Genomic DNA, 16,851 nt, shown 5'->3' with positions numbered 1-16,851 from the left:
CCAGGTCGTGGCGTTGACCAGCGTGCAGGTCGCATCGCTGACCACGGCCGGCATCGTCGCGCTGACCACGGCGCAGGTCGCGGCGCTGGAGACACGCGACGTGGCGGCACTGACCACCACGCAGGTGCGGGCGCTGGAAACCACCGACCTCGCCGCGCTGACCACCGTGCAGGTGGGAGCACTGAGCACGGCCGGCATCGCCGCGCTGGCGACCACTGGCGTGGTCGCGCTGACCACGGCGCAGGTCGAAGCCCTGACGACGGCGCAGGTCGGAGCACTGACGACGGCCGGCATCGCGGCACTCACGACGGCCCAGGTGGCCGCGCTGGAGACACGCGACGTGGCCGTGTTGCGCACCAACCAGGTGGCGGCCCTGACCACGGCCGGCGTGGCCGCGCTGACGACCACCCAGGTCGCCGCGCTGAGCACGGCGGGCGTGGCTGCGCTGACGACGGCTGGCGTCGCGGCCCTGAGCACGGCCCAGGTGGCGGCGCTGACGTCCACGCAGGTCACGGCGCTGACCACCGCCGGCATCGCGGCACTGACCACCGCCCAGGTGGCGGCGCTCGAAACGGGTGACCTGGCCGCGCTGCGCACCAGCCAGATCGCCGCGCTGACGACAGCCGGCATCGCCGCGCTGACCACGGCGCAGATCGAGGCCCTGACCACTGCGCAGGTCGCTTCGCTGAGCACGCGCAGCATCGCCGCGCTGACGACGGCGCAGGCCGCAGCGCTGGAGACGCGCGACATCGTGGCGCTGACCACCACCCAGGTGCGCGCGCTGGAGACCGCCGATCTTGTGGCGCTCAGCACGGCCCAGGTGAAGGCATTCACCACGACGCAGGCTGAAGCGTTGACAACGACGCAGATCGGCGCATTCACGACCACGCAGATCCAGCACCTGGCCTTGGGCTCGCCCGTGATCCTGGACCTGGACGGCAACGGCGTGCAGACGCAGAGCATCCGGGCCGGCGTCAAGTTCGACCTGTTCGCCGACGGCAACGCCGTGCAGACGGGCTGGGTCTCCAGTGGCGACGGCCTGCTGGTGCTGGACCGCAACGGCGACGGCAGCATCAACGACGGCTCCGAGCTGTTCGGCACCTCCACGCGCCTGGCCAGTGGCGAGACCGCCGCGGATGGCTATGCTGCGCTGCGCGAGCTCGACAGCAACGGCGACGGCGTGCTGAGCGCCGACGACGCGGCCTTCGCCGACCTGCGCCTGTGGGTGGATGCCGACTCGAACGGTGTGAGCCAATCCGGTGAGTTGCGCACCCTGGCCGACTACAACATCACCAGCATCAACCTGAACGCCCGCGCCGAGCTCAGCAAGGACAACGGCAACCTGGTGGGTCTGGTGTCCAGCTACGAGACCGGCGACGGGGCCACGCATGCGGCGGCCGATGTCTGGTTCGTGGCGCAGAAGGCAGCGGCCGACACCGCGCCGGCCGACGACCTGCGTGCGCAGGTCGGCAGCCTGGCCGAGGCCATCGGCAGCTTCGATGGCGACGCCGCCTGGAACAGCGCGCCACAGGCCGCCGCCGATCCGGCGAGCGCCGCGGCGGCGCGCTCGGCCACGCAGGGTGTGGTGGTCGGCATGGCAGACGCGATGCGCCAGTTCGACGCCAATGGCAACCCGGTGGCTGGCACGCCGTCCACCGCGGTGGTCACGGCGCTCGGCAAGTCGATGACGACGCTGGCTGGCCTGCAGGACCCGGCCCAGCAGGGCATCCTGGCCGGCGGCGGCACGCCCAAGGTCTGATGCACGACGGGGCCGTGCGGCCCCGTCGTCGCCTCGGCCTCGGCCTGGCGATGTGCTCAGACCATGTCGAGCACGGGCGAGGGCGGCAACAGCGCCTTCCAGAAGGCGGGCTCGTACTTCCACCAGGCGTGGCCCGCCATGGGCAGGCGGCCGCCATTGACGGCCAGGTAGTACGAGGGCCGCAACTCCAGCGCGAAATGCGAAGCGACGATCTCGTTGGGCAGCACGAAGCCGCCCGACAGCGCGCCCATGAAGGCGAAGAACAGGTCTTCGCTGGAGCCGGTCTGGCAGAACACCTGGATGGCCTGCGGAAACTCGCGCAGCAGCGCGGCGCATCTGTCGATGCGGCGCAGACTGAGTCCGCCGTTGCCCACATGCACCTTCATGCGCTTGCCCAGGCTGCCCTCGAAGCGGTCGAGGTTGACGAACAGCTCGTTGCCCTCGGGCCAGGGTGCGCCCAGGTAGTCGTAGGGCGAGGCGCACCAGGCATCGAGCTCGTCGCGCAGCACCACGGCGTCGGTCTGCAGGATCAGCACATGGCCCTGTGCGGCGAAACGCTCGTAGAAGGCCGGGTCCAGCAGCAGGCGGTTGTAGTCGGCGATGCTGGCGAAGCACTGCGGCGCCATGCCGATGAAGCCCAGTTGCGGGTAGCGCTGCCGGTAGTAGTCCAGCGCCAGGTCGGACGGGCCGATGAAGTCGATGCGCCGGCCCGCCAGGGACTGCACAGAGACATCCAGCGAAAACTCTTCGATCGGCGACAGGCGCGGCTGGTAGATGGGCACCAGAATCGCAGGGTGGTGGGAAGGCATGCCGCCATTTCACTACAAGCCCGGTGCGCGGCGTGCACCGTTCTCACACTGGCACCATGAGCCCACGCACCGTCTACATCGAACTGTCGCAGACGCCGATCTACCGGCGCATCGCCCAGGCGCTCGGCGCCCAGCTGGCCCACAACGGCCTGCAGGTGCTGGCCGTCAAGCCCGAGGGCTTCGACAGCGAGAGCTTCCAGCGCTTCGTCGAGCAGCCCGAACATGCCGATGCGGTCTACATCTCCACGGCGTCCAGCAACGCGGTGCAATCCGTGCGGCCGACCACCGGCCGCCACTACTTCGAGAGTTTCGCGGGCCGGCTGGTGTTCCTGCACCAGGACACCATTCTGGGCGGGCTGGACCTGCTGGGCGCCATCACCAAGCTGCAGGCCTGGCAGCGCGTGGCCGCGCGCGCGGCCCATCTGTGCATCGAGGCCGGCAACATCGCCGACCTGGCGGCCGCGGGCATCGCCCAGGCTCGCCTGGTGCCGCATGCCAGCGAGTTCGCACCGGTCGAGCCGCTGACCGAAGGCTTCGTGCACGACGCGGCCTTCGTCGGCCATGCGGTGCCCAGCCAGGCCAGTCCGCGCCAGGCGTCTGCGCGGCTGCAGCAGCTGCTGGACGCGGCGCTGCAGGCACGGCGCACGGATTTCGCCAGCGCGCTGGAGCCGCAGGTCAAGGCCTTCGCCGATCAGGCGCTGGACGGCCTGGGATCGGACGCCGACCGGGCCGTGCTGCGCGTGGCGCAGGCCCAGTGGCTGCGCAACGCCGTCACCGGCCTCACGCTGCCGCTGCGGGGCTGGGTCTTCGAGGAGGCTGGCCTCGATGCACTCGATGTCTACGGTGGCGACCCGGCCTACCTGCACGGCATCGCGCGTCATCTGCAGGTGGCGCGGCCGGGCCTGCACTACCACCCGGCGGTCTACGAACCGGCCGCGGTGCAGCGCGTGTTCGGCGGCAGCCGCGTCAACATCAACATCTCATCGCTGCAGTTCGACCACGCGGTGGTGAACCGCTTCCACGACGTGGTGCTGTCCGGCGGCCTGTGCCTGACCGATGCCCGCGACGGGCTGGCGGCGCTGACGCCGGCACATGCCGAGGTGTCGTTCCGCACGCTGGACGAACTGCGCGACAAGGTGCGCCACTTCAGCCAGCCGGCCCACGCGCGTGAACGGGCATTGCTGGTCAAGGCGCTGCAGCAGGACGTGCTGCGCCGCTCGGGCTACCCGCTGGTGGTGCGGGCGATCCTGGACGCGCTGGGTGCGCTCTGATCAGGCCGGCAGGCGCTTTTGCATCTGCGTGACGAGGTTGGCGCCCATCCACTCCTGGCGCAGCATGCGGAAGTGGCCGTTGAAGCCGTAGATCTTGGCCCAGCGGTTGGTGTCGTCGAAATAGCAGGGGAAGGTTTCCTCCGTGATGATGTTCACGTGGGTCGGGTCCTGGAACGCCGCGTTGTGCGGGTAGGCCGGTGTGACCGACAGGAAGATGCCGTCCATCTTGAGCACCCGGTAGATCTCGTTCATGAGCTGCACGAAGGGGTTGCGGTGCCTGGGCGCGTAGATCACGCGCGGCACGTGCTCGATGAACTGGAAGGCGGTGACGAACTCGAACATGCCGTCCGCATACGGGATTGGCTCGATGGCCAGGTCGGCGGCCGCGATGTTGTTGCCGATGTCCTCGCGGATGTCGACGCCGAAGATCTCGTCGGCCTTGAAGGGGTTGTTGGGATTGGGGCCGCAGCCCAGGTCCAGGGTCTTGGTCATGTTGGTGCTTCGCTAGGGTTGCAGGCCAGCGCATCGCTGGCACCGCCGAGCTGGGTGCGCCGCCACATCGCGGTGTAGGCGGCCTCTAAGTGGCGGCGAAAGCCATCGGTGTCGCTCAGCGCCTGGCCAGCCTCGCGCTGCAGCAGCCGTGCGCGCAGCGAGGCCCGGCGCTCCGGGTCCTGGGCCAGCTTGAGCGCCAGGGTCTCGTAGGCGGCCAGCGAGTCGGTCGCCAGCTTGGGCAGCCCCGCTGCCTTGACCAGGCTGCCGGCCACGCGCGAGGGGAAGGAGTCGCCCACCAGGGTCACCACGGGCAGGCCGGCCATCAGCGCGTCGGCGGCGGTGGTGTGGGCGTTGTAGGGGTGCGTGTCCAGGAAGATGTCGGCCTGGCGGTAGCGGGCCAGGTGGTCTTCCACGCGGGGCACACGGCCGGCGAAGACCAGCCGCTCGGGTGCGATGCCGCGCAGCGCGGCTTCCTTGCGCAGGTTGCGCTGCGTGGCCTCGCCGCGCGAGACCAGCCACAGCACGCTGCCCGGCACCTGGGCCAGGAGCCGCATCCAGACGTCGAACACCGGCGGCGTGATCTTGTAGTCGTGGCTGAACGAGCAGAACACCACGCCCTCCGCGGGCAGGCCGCATTCGGCGCGCGTGGGCGTGCGCTCGGCGATCTGCACGCTGTCGTCCACAGGCAGGTAGGCGTCGGGCAAGTAGACCACCTGCTCGTCGTAGAAGGGCTTGTGGGCGTCGGGGATGATGTGGCGGTCGGCCAGGATGTAGTCGTAGTAGTCCACGCCCATGGTGCCGGGGTAGCCCAGGTAGTTGACCTGCACCGGGGCTGGCCGCCACGCGAAGATGGCAGTGCGCGTGTCCGAGGTGTAGCCGCCCAGGTCGATGGCGATGTCGATCTCGCGCTCGCGCATCCAGCGTGCGGTGCGCTCGGCCGTCCAGTCGCGCGCGTCGACGAACTCGTCGAAGGCTGCGAGGATGCGCCCGCGCAGCCGGCTGCCGTCGTCCACGCCCAGCGAGATGGCGATGGTCTCGAAACGGCTCTTGTCGTGCCGCTCGAAGATGCCGCACATCAGGTGGCTGACCGGGTGCTCGCGCAGGTCGGGCGAGACGTAGGCGATGCGGATGCGCTGGTGGTGGTAGCGCTCGCCGTTCCACAGCGGCTGCGGCTGGCGTGGATTCTGGTGGGCCGCGAAGATGCGCGCGGCGCGCTGGTGGTCCTGCGCGTCGCTGGACGCCGACATGAACGCCAGCGACTTGCACACGCGCTGGCCGGCGCGCACGCCGGCCACGATGCGCGCGCGCAGCGCGTCGAAATCGGTCCAGTCGCACACGTGCAGGCGTTCGAAGAACAAGAGGCCCGGCGCGTAGTCGGCATCGGGCTTGACCTGCACCAACCGCTCGAACATCGCGATGGCCTGGGCGCTCTGCTTGAACTCGGTGAGCAGGATGCCGCAGTTGCCCAGAGCGGACGGGTGGTCGGGTGCGAAGCGCAGGATCTGGTTGAAGCGCTCCAGCGCGTCGTGGTGGCGGTACATCGCGCGCAGCAACGCGCCGCTGTTGAGCAGCACGTCGATGAAGTCGGGCTGCAGCGCCAGTGCGCGGTCGTAGGCCGCGAGGGCTTCGTCGTTGCGGCCCAGGCCCTGCAGAACGGTGCCGTGCAGATGGTGCAGCGGCGCGAAGCCGGGTGCGGCCGCCACGCCGGTCGCGCAGCGCTGCAGCGCGGTGGCCGGGTCGCCGGCCTGCCAGGCGATCAGGCCCAGCGAGTAGTGGGCCGGGCCGTTGGCGGGGTCGGCAGCGAGCACGGCGCGGAACTGCGCGGCGGCCTCGTTGGTGTGGCCGCTGCCTTGCAGCTGGATGGCGCGCACCAGGGTGTCGGAGATGGACATGCGTGGTTCTGAGAGGTTCAAATGCCGGCACGGGCGCCGCCGCCCAGGGCCTTGTAGAGCTGGGCCGAGGCGTCGAGTTGCGCGCGGCGCAGTTCGATGGCGGTCTGCTGCACGCCGACCAGGTCGCGCTGCGCGTCCAGCACTTCCAGGTAGCCGACCAGGCCGCCGGCGTAGCGGGCCTGGGCGATCTCGAGCCGGCGCTGCTGCGCGCGCTGGTTGGCGGCAATGGCGTGCAGCTGCTGGGCCAGCATGCGCCGGGCCGAGAGCTGGTCGGCCACCTCGCGGAAGGCCTGCTGGATGGTTTTTTCGTATTCGGCGATGGCGACGCGCTTGCGCGCTTCGGCCACGTCGGCCTGGGCCTCCAGGCGGCCGCCGTCGAACAAGGGAAAGCTCAGCGCAGGCTGGAAATTCCAGGCGCCGCCGCTGAACAGCGTGGCCAGCGCGGGGCTGGCAAAGCCCAGCCCGGCGGTCAACACGATCTTGGGAAAGAACGCGGCGCGGGCGGCGCCCACGTTGGCATGCGAGGCGGCCAGACGCTGCTCGGCCGCCAGCACGTCGGGGCGCAGCAGCAGCACCTCGCCGGGCAGTCCGGCGGCGAGCGACTGGCCCAGGGCCTGGGCGGTGAGCGTGTCGCCAGGCGGCAGCGCGGCGGGAGTCTGGCCCACCAGGAACTGCAGGCGGTTGGTGGCCAGCGTCTGCTGGTGCGTGGCTGCGAACAGCGTGCCGCGCGCGCTCTCCAGCGCGCCGGTGGCCTGCTGCACGTCGTAGTCCTGCACGGCGCCGATCTGCTGGCCGCGCGTGAGCAGATCCAGCGATTCCTCGCGCAGTGCCAGATTGGCGCGTGCCAGGGCCAGGGCCTCGTCCTGCTGCAGCAGCGCAAAGTAGGCGCTGGCCACATCCGACACCAGGGAGAGCTGCAGCGCACGCTGCGCCTCCTCGGTGGCCAGGTAGCTCGCGCGCGCGGACTCGGACAGCCGGGCCAGCCGGCCCCAGAAATCGAGCTCGAACGAGACCGTGGAGACGGCCAGGTCGTAGCGGTCGGCGTTGGATTGCGCATCGAGGCCGCTCAGCGCTGGCGGCGAGCGCTGGATCGCAGCCTGCGCACCCAGGTTCACGCCGGGCAGGCGGTCGGCGCGCGTGATGCCGTACTGCGCGCGTGCCTCCTGCACGCGGGCGGCGGCGATGTGCAGGTCGCGGTTGTGCTCGAGCGCAGCGGCGATCAGCGCCTGCAGCCGGGCGTCGGAAAAATAGCTGCGCCAGTGGATGCGGGTGGCGTCCTGCCCGCCCTCGGTCAGCTGGCCCGGCCAGGCCATGGGCACCGGCGCCTCCGGACGCTGCAGCGGTGCCTGCTGCGCGCAACCGGCCAGCAGCAGCGCGGCGCACAGCGCGCCCAGGGTGCGTGGAGTGGCAGGGCGGGGCAGGCATTGGCGCATGGCGCGGGCAGTCTAGTGCCGGGTGGCGCCGTTCTGCGCGCCCGCGTGTGCCTTCTGTCGCTCAGGACTGCGGTTTGAGCAGGACCACGAGCGCGCCGGCCCCGCCTTCGTCCGCGCGGGCCTGCACGAAGGCCAGCACTTCCTGCTTCTGGATCAGCCAGGCCTGGACCTTGGACTTGAGCACGGGCACGCGGCCCGGCGAGCCCAGGCCCTTGCCGTGCACCACGCGCAGGCAGCGCAGCCCCTGGCGGTGGGCATCGCGGATGAAGGCCGACAAGGCCTCGCGCGCGTCCGCGCGGCGCAGGCCGTGCAGGTCGAGTTCGCGCTGCAGGCTCCACTCGCCCTTGCGCAGCCGGCGTGTCACATCGGTGCCGATGCCGGGGCGGCGAAAGCTCATGGCGTCGTCCACGTCCAGCAGAGTGCTGGCGTCGAACTCGTCGCTGAGGCTTTCCAGCAGCACGCGCTGCTCGTCGAGCTGCTGCTGCACCGGGATCGGCGCGGGCTGTTCGGGTGTCAGTCGCACACGCGCCGGCTGGCGCAGCGGCAACACCGGGCCGGCCGTGTCGGCGAACAGGTTGCGCTCGGCGTCGGCGCGGCGCCGGGCTTCGCGGCGCGCGGCCTCGTGTTCGGCCGCCAGGCGCTGCTGTTCGGCGAGATGGCCGCGCATGGCGGCGAGATCCTGCAGCGAGCGGGCCCTCACAGCAGTCCCCGTTCCGCGAGAGACAGTGCCTGGCCGGCCGCGACGATCACGTGGTCGAGCACGCGCACGTCGACCAGCTGGAGCGCGGCCTTGAGCTGCTGCGTGAGCAACTCGTCGGCGCGGGATGGCTCGGCGCAGCCGCTCGGATGGTTGTGGGCCAGCACGACGGCGGCCGCGTGGTGGGCCAGCGCGCGCACCACCACCTCGCGCGGGTAGACACTGGCCTGGATTAGGGTATACTTTCGGCGGAACAGGTCCGCGATCAGTCGCGCCCGTTCGTACAACCCAATCCGATCCCATGAAGCTGCCGGCGATGTGTCTGCAGCGTGGGTTTTTGACGGATGACTGTATGAACGTTGCACCTGCTACCTCTGGTTCTGCTACCGAGGTTATCAGCTTCAAGCTGCTTGTTTCCCCCACCTCTTCTACTTCGCGAGACAGCCTCTCAGCCGTTCGTTGGTGCGAGCGTCACGGCCTTGCTCTCGCCTCGAAATCTCGTCACGCAGAGGTCGGCGCTGGCGTGGATAAGACTGATTGCGTCAGCGTGGCGTCGCTTGCCGCCCTGAAGGAAAAGCGTCTCACTGGAGCTTTTCCTGCTGGCAATTTCCTGCTGCTGGACAGCGTGCCCAGCCGCTCTGATTTCCACCAGGCCGAGTTGATTCTGCAGTTTGTGGAGCTTGCAACTGCAGGCGTGACCATTGTGACGCTGAGCGACTCCGTGCTTCCCTGGGGCAAGTATTTGTCGGCCGACCTGGGCATGCTCATGCTGACCGTCGCTGAGCTGGTTCTGATGCAGTCGGAGCGCGACTTGCGTTCGCAGCGCGCCAAGATGAGTCATCAGCAACGCCGCGAGCGCCTGGCTCAAGCTAGCAAGGTGGCCCAATGACCGTCGTCGAACTGCTCAACAAGTGCGGGTTGGTGAAGCCCCGCGTCATCAGCTACACGCGTTTCAGCTCGCGCAAGCAAGCGAAGGGCCTGAGTGAAATCCGGCAGGTCGAAGCTGCTAAGGAGTGGTGCGACAAGCACTGTCTTGAGCTGTCGGACCATGACCAGTTCAAGGACCTTGGGGTCTCTGCCTACTCGGGCGCGAACTCGACCACCGGCGCACTCGCGGCGTTGCAGGCCAAGGTAGCTGCAGGCGCGATTCCGCGCGGGACCATCTTGATTGTTGAGGCGCTGGACCGACTTACTAGGCAGTCGCTCCCGTCGGCGATTTCGCTGCTGATGGGACTTGCAAACAGCGGTCTTAACGTGGTCACGATGACCGATCCGGACAAAGTCTGGAATTCGGAAACGATGCATGACCTGGGCTCGTTCTTGATGAGCGTCGTGACTCTGTATCGGGGTCACCAGGAAAGCGCCTATAAGTCAGATCGCCTGCGAAAGACGTTCAGGAAGCACAGGCGCGAGGGGTCTCAACAGGCATTCGGGGCTGCACCTGGCTGGCTCGAACGCGAATCGAAGGTGCATCCTTGGACTGTTGTGGAAGAGCGAGCCGAGGTGGTTCGCAAGGTCTTCGAGCTTGCTGTTGCCGGTCTGGGCTCCAAAGCCATCGCCGCGCGCGCGAATACTGAAAAGTGGCCGATACCGACAAGGCTGTCGAAGAACGACAGCATTTGGCATGCGCAGATGCCTGGCCAGCTTCTACGCAACCGCTCCGTGCTGGGCGAGCATCAGCACCGCATCCGGACGCACGAGGCAAATGCCCAGCACTGGCATGGGCTTGCAGAAGGTGAGCCGGTAAAAGGGTACTACCCGCAAATCGTTTCGGATGAGCTATGGGCCGCAGCGCGCGCTTCCGTTCGCGGGCGTTTTGTGCACAAGCGGCGGGACGCAAACTTCTACAACCTCTGGAGCGGCCTGATGTTTTGCGGTCATTGCGGGGCGCCTATCCACCGTAAGACCGAAAAGAAGGGCTACAGCAAAGGGCAGTTGCAGTGTTCTGCGAGGTTGGCAGGGGCGACTAAGTGCCCTTCGATGTCGGCGGTGAACGCCGATTTCGCCCTCTTGCAAGCTGTGTATGGGCACTCCCATCAAGACCTTGCGGATGCGCAGGCTGTCGCAAAAATAGACGGCATCGCCACGCTGGAGGCTGCTCTCGCTGATACAGAAGAGCAGGCTCAGCTTGCCGGAGACTTGGTGTTCAAGACCGGCGGTAAGGTGCCTGTTTTTGTCAACCGGTCGGTGCGGCTCGCCGAGGAGGCAGAAGACTTGCGCCGGCATATCGAAGAGCTTCGTGCGCTTCAGCTGGGAGATGGCGGCACGGGGGCGTTCGATGAGGCTTGGCTCGAGACGACGATGAGCTTCTTGTACGTCGCTGATGATGTTGAGGCCCTTGAGGCTCGGGCCGCGCTGAACCTGCGTCTCGGTCGCATCGTCGAAGCGGTGTGGGTCTACGCCTATGACTGCGCATTCATCAAGTTTCGCGACGAGAAATTGCCTCTGGCGCTGCCGCTTCCCAGCAAGCAGTTGCCCTCACGTGCGAATCCCCAGGCGAAGCACCACAAGCCGCCCCCGGAGCGGGTCGAGAAGTTCAAGCCTATTTGGGCGGCGCACAACGACCCGGCGTTTGAGCTGCCCGAACCCAAGCGGCCGGCTGCTCGGGCTAGGAAGTTCTCTCAACTGATGGTCAACTTGGAGAGGGTCGAAGAGGAGGACGCGGAGGAGGTTGCGGCCGAGCTGTAGTGTCGTGAGAGGCCGGGCACCACCGCCTGGCTTTCTTCATTCAGATGACCCGCAAGTAGTAGTCTTCCGGCGCGGGATCGAGACGCGAGTCGTAGTACTGGTCCATTAGCTCGACATACGCGGCGCGGTAGCGAGGCCACGCAGGTTGAGACGGGGGTCGTAGTTCTGGCCGTACAACTCCATCAGCTCTCGTGTGTAGGGCCCCTGCGCGCCTGCGCGTTTTCCATGGTAGCCATCAAGACTGGCCGGCACCCCAAACATGGACCCTACCCAGTTCTCTTGGCCTCCACTCGCCAGTCCCCTGCAAGGCGCACCTTTTCGGGTCATATTGAACATATCTATTTCCCATCCTGGTCAAGCCTCGCGCCGCTTCGCGTCGAACCGCCGCGCGGCGGCTTCTGTTGGCAACGTATAATAAAAACGTGCAATCTGCCAACATCTGCGCACATTGTAGACTTGGCAGCATGGCCGCTACATCTCGTATCCTCGTACTCGACCTCGAAGGAACACTGATTTCGTCGGCTGTGTCGCAGATTCCTCGCCCCGGCTTGCACGATTTTCTGACCGAGTGCTCGAGGCTCTTTAGTCGCATCGTGCTGATGACCACTGTGCGGGAAGAAGTGGCGCGCAAAATCGTCCAGTTGCTCGCGGCAGAAGGCAGCGCGCCGGCCTGGTTGGCCGACATCGAGTACATCCAATGGGACGGCAAGTTCAAGGACTTGTTCTTCGTGCCTGGCGTGGCCGATGTAAGCCACATCACACTGCTCGACGACATGCAGGAGTACGTAGCCGATGGACAGGAAGAGCGGCACGTCTGGATCAGCAGCTATGACCCTTCGCTGCTAGTCGACGACTACGGTTTCCCAGAGGTCCTGGAAGACCTACGCCGTCGCGTCAGGGGTGAAAGGTTTGGGTAGCGTGCGCATGCATGCCCGTTGATGTTCTCAGCGACCGATTGGAGAGGCTAGAGGCGCCGAGAGCCAAGCGGCGCGTTCTGGGCATGGGCGCGCTGGTACCGCCCCCAGAGGGCAAACAGCTTGTTGGGGAAGTCCGCAGCGCTGCGGCGTCCCACTACGCTCACGAAGGAATCCTGCTCAGCAGTCAACGGCTCAAGGTCTCCGTTCGCCAAGCCGCGCAACCAAGTGCCGTACCGGCGTAGCAGGGCCTGTTCGTCCGACGTGAACTGAGGGCGCAGCCGGTCAACTAGAGTGAACGGCCGTAGCCGGTGTTCCTTGTGCGACAGCTTCATTGAGGCCAGAGCCTCCGTGGTTGCTGTATCGCGCCAACGACGCTGCACAGGCGTTTGAACTGCCACTTCAGCGCGAGTCCTCGGCGGAGGGCACTCGAGGGCAACCGGGGCCGCTGGTGCGATTGGGACAAGACGCGCCATAGTCGTTGTGTCGATGTCTGTCGGGTCATCTTTGGCGCCTGGGCGCTTTGGCGCGAACTGGGGCTTGTTCCTGACGTCGTTCAGCTCAGCCAAGCTGTTTGCCGTGAACAGGGCTTGATGCCCAACCAACGGCATCTCGAAGGGAAGACCGTGATAGGCCGCGGGCTCCACAAGCCCATCTACCCCTAAGTGGTAGCTGACCCCCAGGCTGACGCCCCTGTTTGCTGCTTCCGTCAGCTCCGCCGCGCGCTGATAAAGCAAGTCCCAAACTGGCTCCCGCTCTTCGGGAAGTTTGTCGTGCACCATGCGGACAAGCTCTAGCATCGCGCGCAGCATGCCCTCCAGGGCGGCGCCCGCCAGAATCGAATGTGAGAGCCAGGAGCGGTGAGCGCCGATGCCCACCATCAAGTCGAGGTCGGGCGCCCCGCCATCGCCGTCAGGCCCGCCAGAGACGATGAGCGCAACCAGAACAGTGGTCATCAGCTGCGGAATTGCCTGGCCAGGATTGGTGCGGAGGTCTCGAGCAAGCTCACGAGCAACCCCAGAGGCACTTTTGAGCTTTGCACCAGCCTTGGCGGCACCGGCGCCTGCAAGCGTTCGAGCATGGCCTACCGCTTTAGCCGCACCGTCCCTGCGCGCCACACGAGCAAGGTCTGTCGCAACACTGGATGCGCCGCTACCCACATCGAGCAGCAACGCTCCTACGTTCGCGACCCGGCGGGACGCGGCACTTCCGGTCTCCCGAAGCACAAAACCCGACCAAGCCACCAAGTCCTTGGTGCTCAGCTTGGCCAGCGCCTGCCGGAGCTCGCCCTGCATGGCCGCCAACCCTTGAGCGGCCGCGCGGGCTTGCGCTCCGCTTACGGGCCTGTGATGCAGTCGGGCCACCACGGCGTTCGTCAATTCTGAGGTGGGTGCGCTCACTGACGGTATCGGCGGCTAAAGCCGTGTTCCTTGTTGCTGCTAGTGACCATATCACGGGCATTGCGGGCCTTTGCGTGGTCAAGTTCACACTACGCCAGTGGGCTGCAGGCCATAGCGCTCGGCGAGGTGATCGCCGTCAAGATGGGACAGCCAGACGCTCACGCTGCTTGCGCAGGGTGAAGTCTTAGCAAGCGCCTGGCGCTGAGCATGCTGGAACCTCTCTGCAGTGCGGTTGATGCCCTGGGCGGCGCTGTAGACGAGGTTCTTCTGGGCTTTTTTGCGTCAGATCGACGGGGCCAGGGACGTCGATCTGCGTTGTGATCTTCATCCCCTGAGTAGCCCCGCGCTGGGCGGGGCGCGGAACGGGCTCAGATGTCAGCTGTCTCGACGGAGAACTCTTCCGGGTACGCCCGCGCCATCGTTGCATCCAGGGCGAGGTCTCGGTTGCGCATCGACCAGTCGAGACATTCAGTCGCGCCCTTTGTTCCGAAGTCGTCAAGCAGCCGCGCTGCGCGAGCCTTGAACTGAGCATCGGTGTGTGCGGGGCACTCGTCACGCTCGAGGCCGCGCAAATTCATAAGCATTTTCAAAAGGTCGTTGTAGCCCCATCGGGACACCATAACGGGGTCCAGGTCGTCCTCGCGAACGTCTGCCTCATCGGCGGCAGTAGGTGCACGCGCGGCCGTCACCGGTGCGGGGGCCGGCGGCGGCGCGCTGGCGGGAGCTGGGGCAGGAGTCAGCGCAATGGTGGGCATAGGGGCTTTCACCGGGGCGGCAACGGGTGCGCCCTCGAGCTTCAGCATCTGAGCGTAGCGAGCGTGGAACTCAGCTTTTAGTGGAGACACCGCCGGCACGAGCTTGAATGCTTTGTTGGCCATAACGACCCTGTTGTCGGCCTTCTTCCCTTCTGTCTGCTTCAGCTCGCCGATGCTCCGCTCCGCGCCTTTGATGACCCAGATAAGCCAGTTCTGCCGGTCGAACTTCACGAAGCCAGCAGTCTCGAACTTCTCGATGTAGCCGATGAACTCAGCCTCAGTCATGCACGTTTCGATAGCCGCCAATGCCGTGTTGATGGGGTACAACCCAAGGTAGTTCACTTGCGAACTGCTGAACAAGTAGTCGTAAGCCTGCGGACCTTGGATACCCGCGGTGCGGATGATGCGCGCGGCCGCGTCAGAGTAGCGCGTTGTGGCGAGTTTGGCGAATTGCATAGACATCGAGTGGTTCTCCTGAGGTTGAAGGTGTGGTGTTGCCGGCTGCTCCGCCGGGAAAGGTGCTTCTGAAGCGCCTGGCACAGCTCCTCAAACCTTCCACCTCCGTATAGGGTTTTCGCCTCGTGATGAACCGCATGAGCCACATTGCGAAAACTGCCTGGATTCAGGCGCTGTTCTTTCAGAGATGTGTGTCGAGGGTCACAAGGTCATGACGACGCGTAGGCGCAGTTCGGCTTCGCCGGCGTGGCCGCGGCCCAGCTCGGCGCCGACGCTGAGGCGGTCGAGGAACAGGCCGTCGGCGGGAGGGGGCGATGTACAGGCCGGCTGCTCAGCGTCGGGCGGAGCGGAGATGAAGGTGGGCTCGAGAGGGTCGGGGGAGGGGTCAATGCCGCCGACCTCGGCGTTTTCAGTGAAGTCGATGACGCGGTGGGTGTCGTCTTTGAGCCGGACCAGGGAGAGTTCTATGGCGGCGGCGCCCGGCTCGCGCGGCTTCACGGCAAGGTCGACCTTACGCTCGACTGTCGCGCCGGTTGGACCTTGCCGGGCAGGTCGATAGCTGGTGAGCGCTGGCGAAGCCGGGATGCAATAGTGGCGCCGCCTGCGCTTACGATGCTCTCCCTTTCCCCTCCGCGCACGCACGATGCCGCAGTACCTTCGGACCAGCAGTGTTCGGCTAATTGAAGCTAGCCAAGAGGCGTTTAACCTAGCGTTCGTTGGCCTCGGGATGCCCGCCCGTCATGAGCTCCGAGTTGCAGCTGCGCAGTTCGCGGCGCCCGCAGGCCTGATTGGGGCCGCTGTTGAGCAGGTGCTGTCTGCAATTCTGGTGCACGTGTTGGGGGAGGAGGCCCTCATGTCCGGACCCAACCAGTTCAAGAGCGCCCGAGAGGTGCTCCGAGAGGTACGAGCTCTCCTGCATGCTCCTCCCCCGAGGGCCTCGTTCCTCACGGTCGGGGTAGTAGATGGAGCCGCGCATCGCCGCGCGTTGTATCAAGCGACTGAAGGCTTCGTTCTCATCATTGGAGAACGCGCGGCCGGCCTACACGCGGGATACGGCCCGTCCCGGTCGGTCGCCCTGCTGCAGTCGCAGAAGGTACTGGACTTCTACACCCTTTTGGCAAAGTCGAGCCGCATTCGACCGTACCTTGAGCAGCTGCCACGGCCGCCAGAGACCAACGTGGATCGCGACATGATCGTTGACGAGCTTGCAAGACGTTTCCGTGAGTCCGAAACCCTAGGCGAGCGCAGCGCCGCACTTCGCTCGCTGTTCTTGGTGCTTCCTGAAGTGCCGGACGTCGCTCCTGAGTGGCTGGACGCCTTCGACCGCTCAGTAGTCGCCCCGACCTCCGAAGACATTAATTTGCTCCTACAGACGCTCCAGCAAGCAGCCCCAGTTAGGTTCCATCGGCTGAACGCCGCTGGCCAGGGGTTAGCCGTTGCCGTGCGCCCCCAGGACCCCAATGCTCTGCCGATTGCGCAACACCACCTTCGGCGGGCATTTGGCGACATGCTGGGGCAGTTCGAGGCTTACGTGGGCGCGGCAAATGGCCGTCTGGACGATGGTCATCTGGACGTACCGCCTGAAAGCTTTCTCCTGGACATGTGGAGCCTGGGCCCGGCGCAGCTTGCCCAGGCGTTGAACCGCGAGAGGCTCACCGCCCACGAAGCTTGGCCATTTATCGTGACCGCATTATCTTCACCGCGGACGACGCGCCCGTTCTGGTTCTTGGTTTCGATGGTGGACGACCCAGGGCAGCTTCTTGCCCAGCTTCGCCGGGCCTTTGCTGCGGGACGTGGCGGCCATCTGCGGCAACAGGAGGCGCCCACCCTGGCGGCCGTTGAGTCTTTGCGTGATCGACGTCTTCTTGCGCCGCCGGCCCCCCTTGCGCTGTTTGCGCGCGAAGCGTTCGTGGCGGCGGAGCGCGGAAGAGCTGCGCTCGCTGCGGCCATCGAACGCAATCGTGGGACGAACCGCGAAGCCGCTCAGGAGGCAGAACCTTTTCTCCGCCGCGTTTCTGATGGCGAGCTGGTCGCGGCACAGGCTTTCGCGGCCGTCAACGTCATGGTCAATCTGGAAGCGAGACGGTACTGGACCAGACTGCTGGCTCAAGTTGCAACTGATCTGGAGGACCGTGACATGCTCGTGCAGATTCATCGCGATGGTGATTTGGTTCCGGCGCAGTCTCCGGCCCGGAAGGCGATGAAGCTCATCGACGCGGTAACCTACGGCCCTCAGATCGAGCTCGAATGACCCGAGATGCAGTGCAACATAGCCATGGCATCCC

The 16,851-nt window shown here is 66.4% G+C and carries 13 protein-coding genes and 2 pseudogenes; 6 read left to right on the top strand and 9 right to left on the bottom strand.

All coding sequences use genetic code 11. The features are described 5' to 3' along the window. Positions 1-1,759: pseudogene (locus ASF45_RS35795) on the top strand (heme utilization protein); the annotation flags it as partial. Between the two features lie 56 nt (positions 1,760-1,815). Here the strand turns inward: ASF45_RS35795 and ASF45_RS04300 are convergent. Beyond that, on the bottom strand, positions 1,816-2,568 hold the full coding sequence (locus tag ASF45_RS04300) for a DUF5672 family protein (protein ID WP_056657302.1): 753 nt from the start codon (positions 2,566-2,568) through the stop codon (positions 1,816-1,818). 56 nt (positions 2,569-2,624) lie between these two features. Between ASF45_RS04300 and ASF45_RS04295 the strand changes: the two genes are divergently transcribed. After that, positions 2,625-3,839 carry a glycosyltransferase gene (locus ASF45_RS04295; RefSeq protein WP_056657299.1) on the top strand — a complete coding sequence of 405 codons (1,215 nt, stop codon included), beginning with the start codon at positions 2,625-2,627 and terminating at the stop codon, positions 3,837-3,839. Here the strand turns inward: ASF45_RS04295 and ASF45_RS04290 are convergent, their stop codons facing one another. The 5 genes and pseudogenes from ASF45_RS04290 to ASF45_RS04270 all read right to left on the bottom strand — a co-directional run. Next, a complete protein-coding gene (locus ASF45_RS04290) occupies positions 3,840-4,331 on the bottom strand; it encodes a methyltransferase domain-containing protein (RefSeq protein ID WP_056657297.1) in 492 nt (163 codons plus the stop codon). Further along, positions 4,328-6,223: a tetratricopeptide repeat protein gene (locus tag ASF45_RS04285; RefSeq protein WP_056657291.1), complete on the bottom strand. Its 1,896-nt coding sequence runs from the start codon at positions 6,221-6,223 to the stop codon at positions 4,328-4,330. Before ASF45_RS04285 ends, ASF45_RS04290 begins: the two co-directional genes overlap by 4 nt. 17 nt (positions 6,224-6,240) lie before the next feature. Further along, the gene (locus ASF45_RS04280) at positions 6,241-7,656 is read right to left on the bottom strand and encodes an efflux transporter outer membrane subunit (protein WP_056657288.1); all 1,416 of its coding nucleotides are present in this window, start codon (positions 7,654-7,656) and stop codon (positions 6,241-6,243) included. Positions 7,657-7,717: 61 nt separating this feature from the next. Then, entirely contained in the window at positions 7,718-8,323 is a 606-nt protein-coding gene (locus ASF45_RS04275) for a Smr/MutS family protein (RefSeq protein ID WP_056657519.1), read from the bottom strand. A 29-nt stretch (positions 8,324-8,352) separates the two neighbouring features. Continuing rightward, positions 8,353-8,625 (bottom strand): annotated as a pseudogene (locus tag ASF45_RS04270) (JAB domain-containing protein); the annotation flags it as partial. Between the two features lie 29 nt (positions 8,626-8,654). On the opposite strand from ASF45_RS04270, the gene ASF45_RS35035 reads away from it, so the two are divergent. The 3 genes from ASF45_RS35035 to ASF45_RS04255 all read left to right on the top strand — a co-directional run bounded on the left by ASF45_RS35035 (position 8,655) and on the right by ASF45_RS04255 (position 11,958). Beyond that, positions 8,655-9,242: a recombinase family protein gene (locus ASF45_RS35035; RefSeq protein WP_156472833.1), complete on the top strand. Its 588-nt coding sequence runs from the start codon at positions 8,655-8,657 to the stop codon at positions 9,240-9,242. Further along, positions 9,239-11,041: a recombinase family protein gene (locus ASF45_RS04260; protein WP_056657282.1), complete on the top strand. Its 1,803-nt coding sequence runs from the start codon at positions 9,239-9,241 to the stop codon at positions 11,039-11,041. The genes ASF45_RS35035 and ASF45_RS04260 overlap by 4 nt, the downstream gene beginning before the upstream one ends. A 422-nt stretch (positions 11,042-11,463) precedes the next feature. Continuing rightward, positions 11,464-11,958, top strand: coding sequence for an NIF family HAD-type phosphatase (locus tag ASF45_RS04255; RefSeq protein WP_156472832.1), 495 nt, complete (start codon positions 11,464-11,466; stop codon positions 11,956-11,958). 47 nt (positions 11,959-12,005) lie between these two features. Here ASF45_RS04255 and maoP read toward each other — a convergent pair whose 3' ends face one another. The 3 genes from maoP to ASF45_RS04240 all read right to left on the bottom strand — a co-directional run bounded on the left by maoP (position 12,006) and on the right by ASF45_RS04240 (position 15,064). Beyond that, positions 12,006-13,250 carry a DUF413 domain-containing protein gene (gene maoP / locus ASF45_RS04250; RefSeq protein ID WP_156472831.1) on the bottom strand — a complete coding sequence of 415 codons (1,245 nt, stop codon included), beginning with the start codon at positions 13,248-13,250 and terminating at the stop codon, positions 12,006-12,008. Positions 13,251-13,723: 473 nt separating this feature from the next. After that, positions 13,724-14,572, bottom strand: coding sequence for a hypothetical protein (locus ASF45_RS04245; protein ID WP_056657274.1), 849 nt, complete (start codon positions 14,570-14,572; stop codon positions 13,724-13,726). A 195-nt stretch (positions 14,573-14,767) separates the two neighbouring features. Beyond that, entirely contained in the window at positions 14,768-15,064 is a 297-nt protein-coding gene (locus tag ASF45_RS04240) for a hypothetical protein (RefSeq protein ID WP_056657273.1), read from the bottom strand. Between the two features lie 355 nt (positions 15,065-15,419). Between ASF45_RS04240 and ASF45_RS04235 the strand changes: the two genes are divergently transcribed. Continuing rightward, positions 15,420-16,817 (top strand): hypothetical protein, encoded by a 1,398-nt coding sequence (locus ASF45_RS04235; RefSeq protein WP_200932102.1) that lies wholly within the window; start codon positions 15,420-15,422, stop codon positions 16,815-16,817. Positions 16,818-16,851: the final 34 nt, after the last annotated feature.

This window comes from Pseudorhodoferax sp. Leaf265, assembly GCF_001422365.1.
GTDB lineage: Bacteria > Pseudomonadota > Gammaproteobacteria > Burkholderiales > Burkholderiaceae_C > Pseudorhodoferax.
The sequence above is the reverse complement of the archived record's forward strand: the minus strand, read 5'-3'. Positions and strand labels throughout refer to the sequence as shown.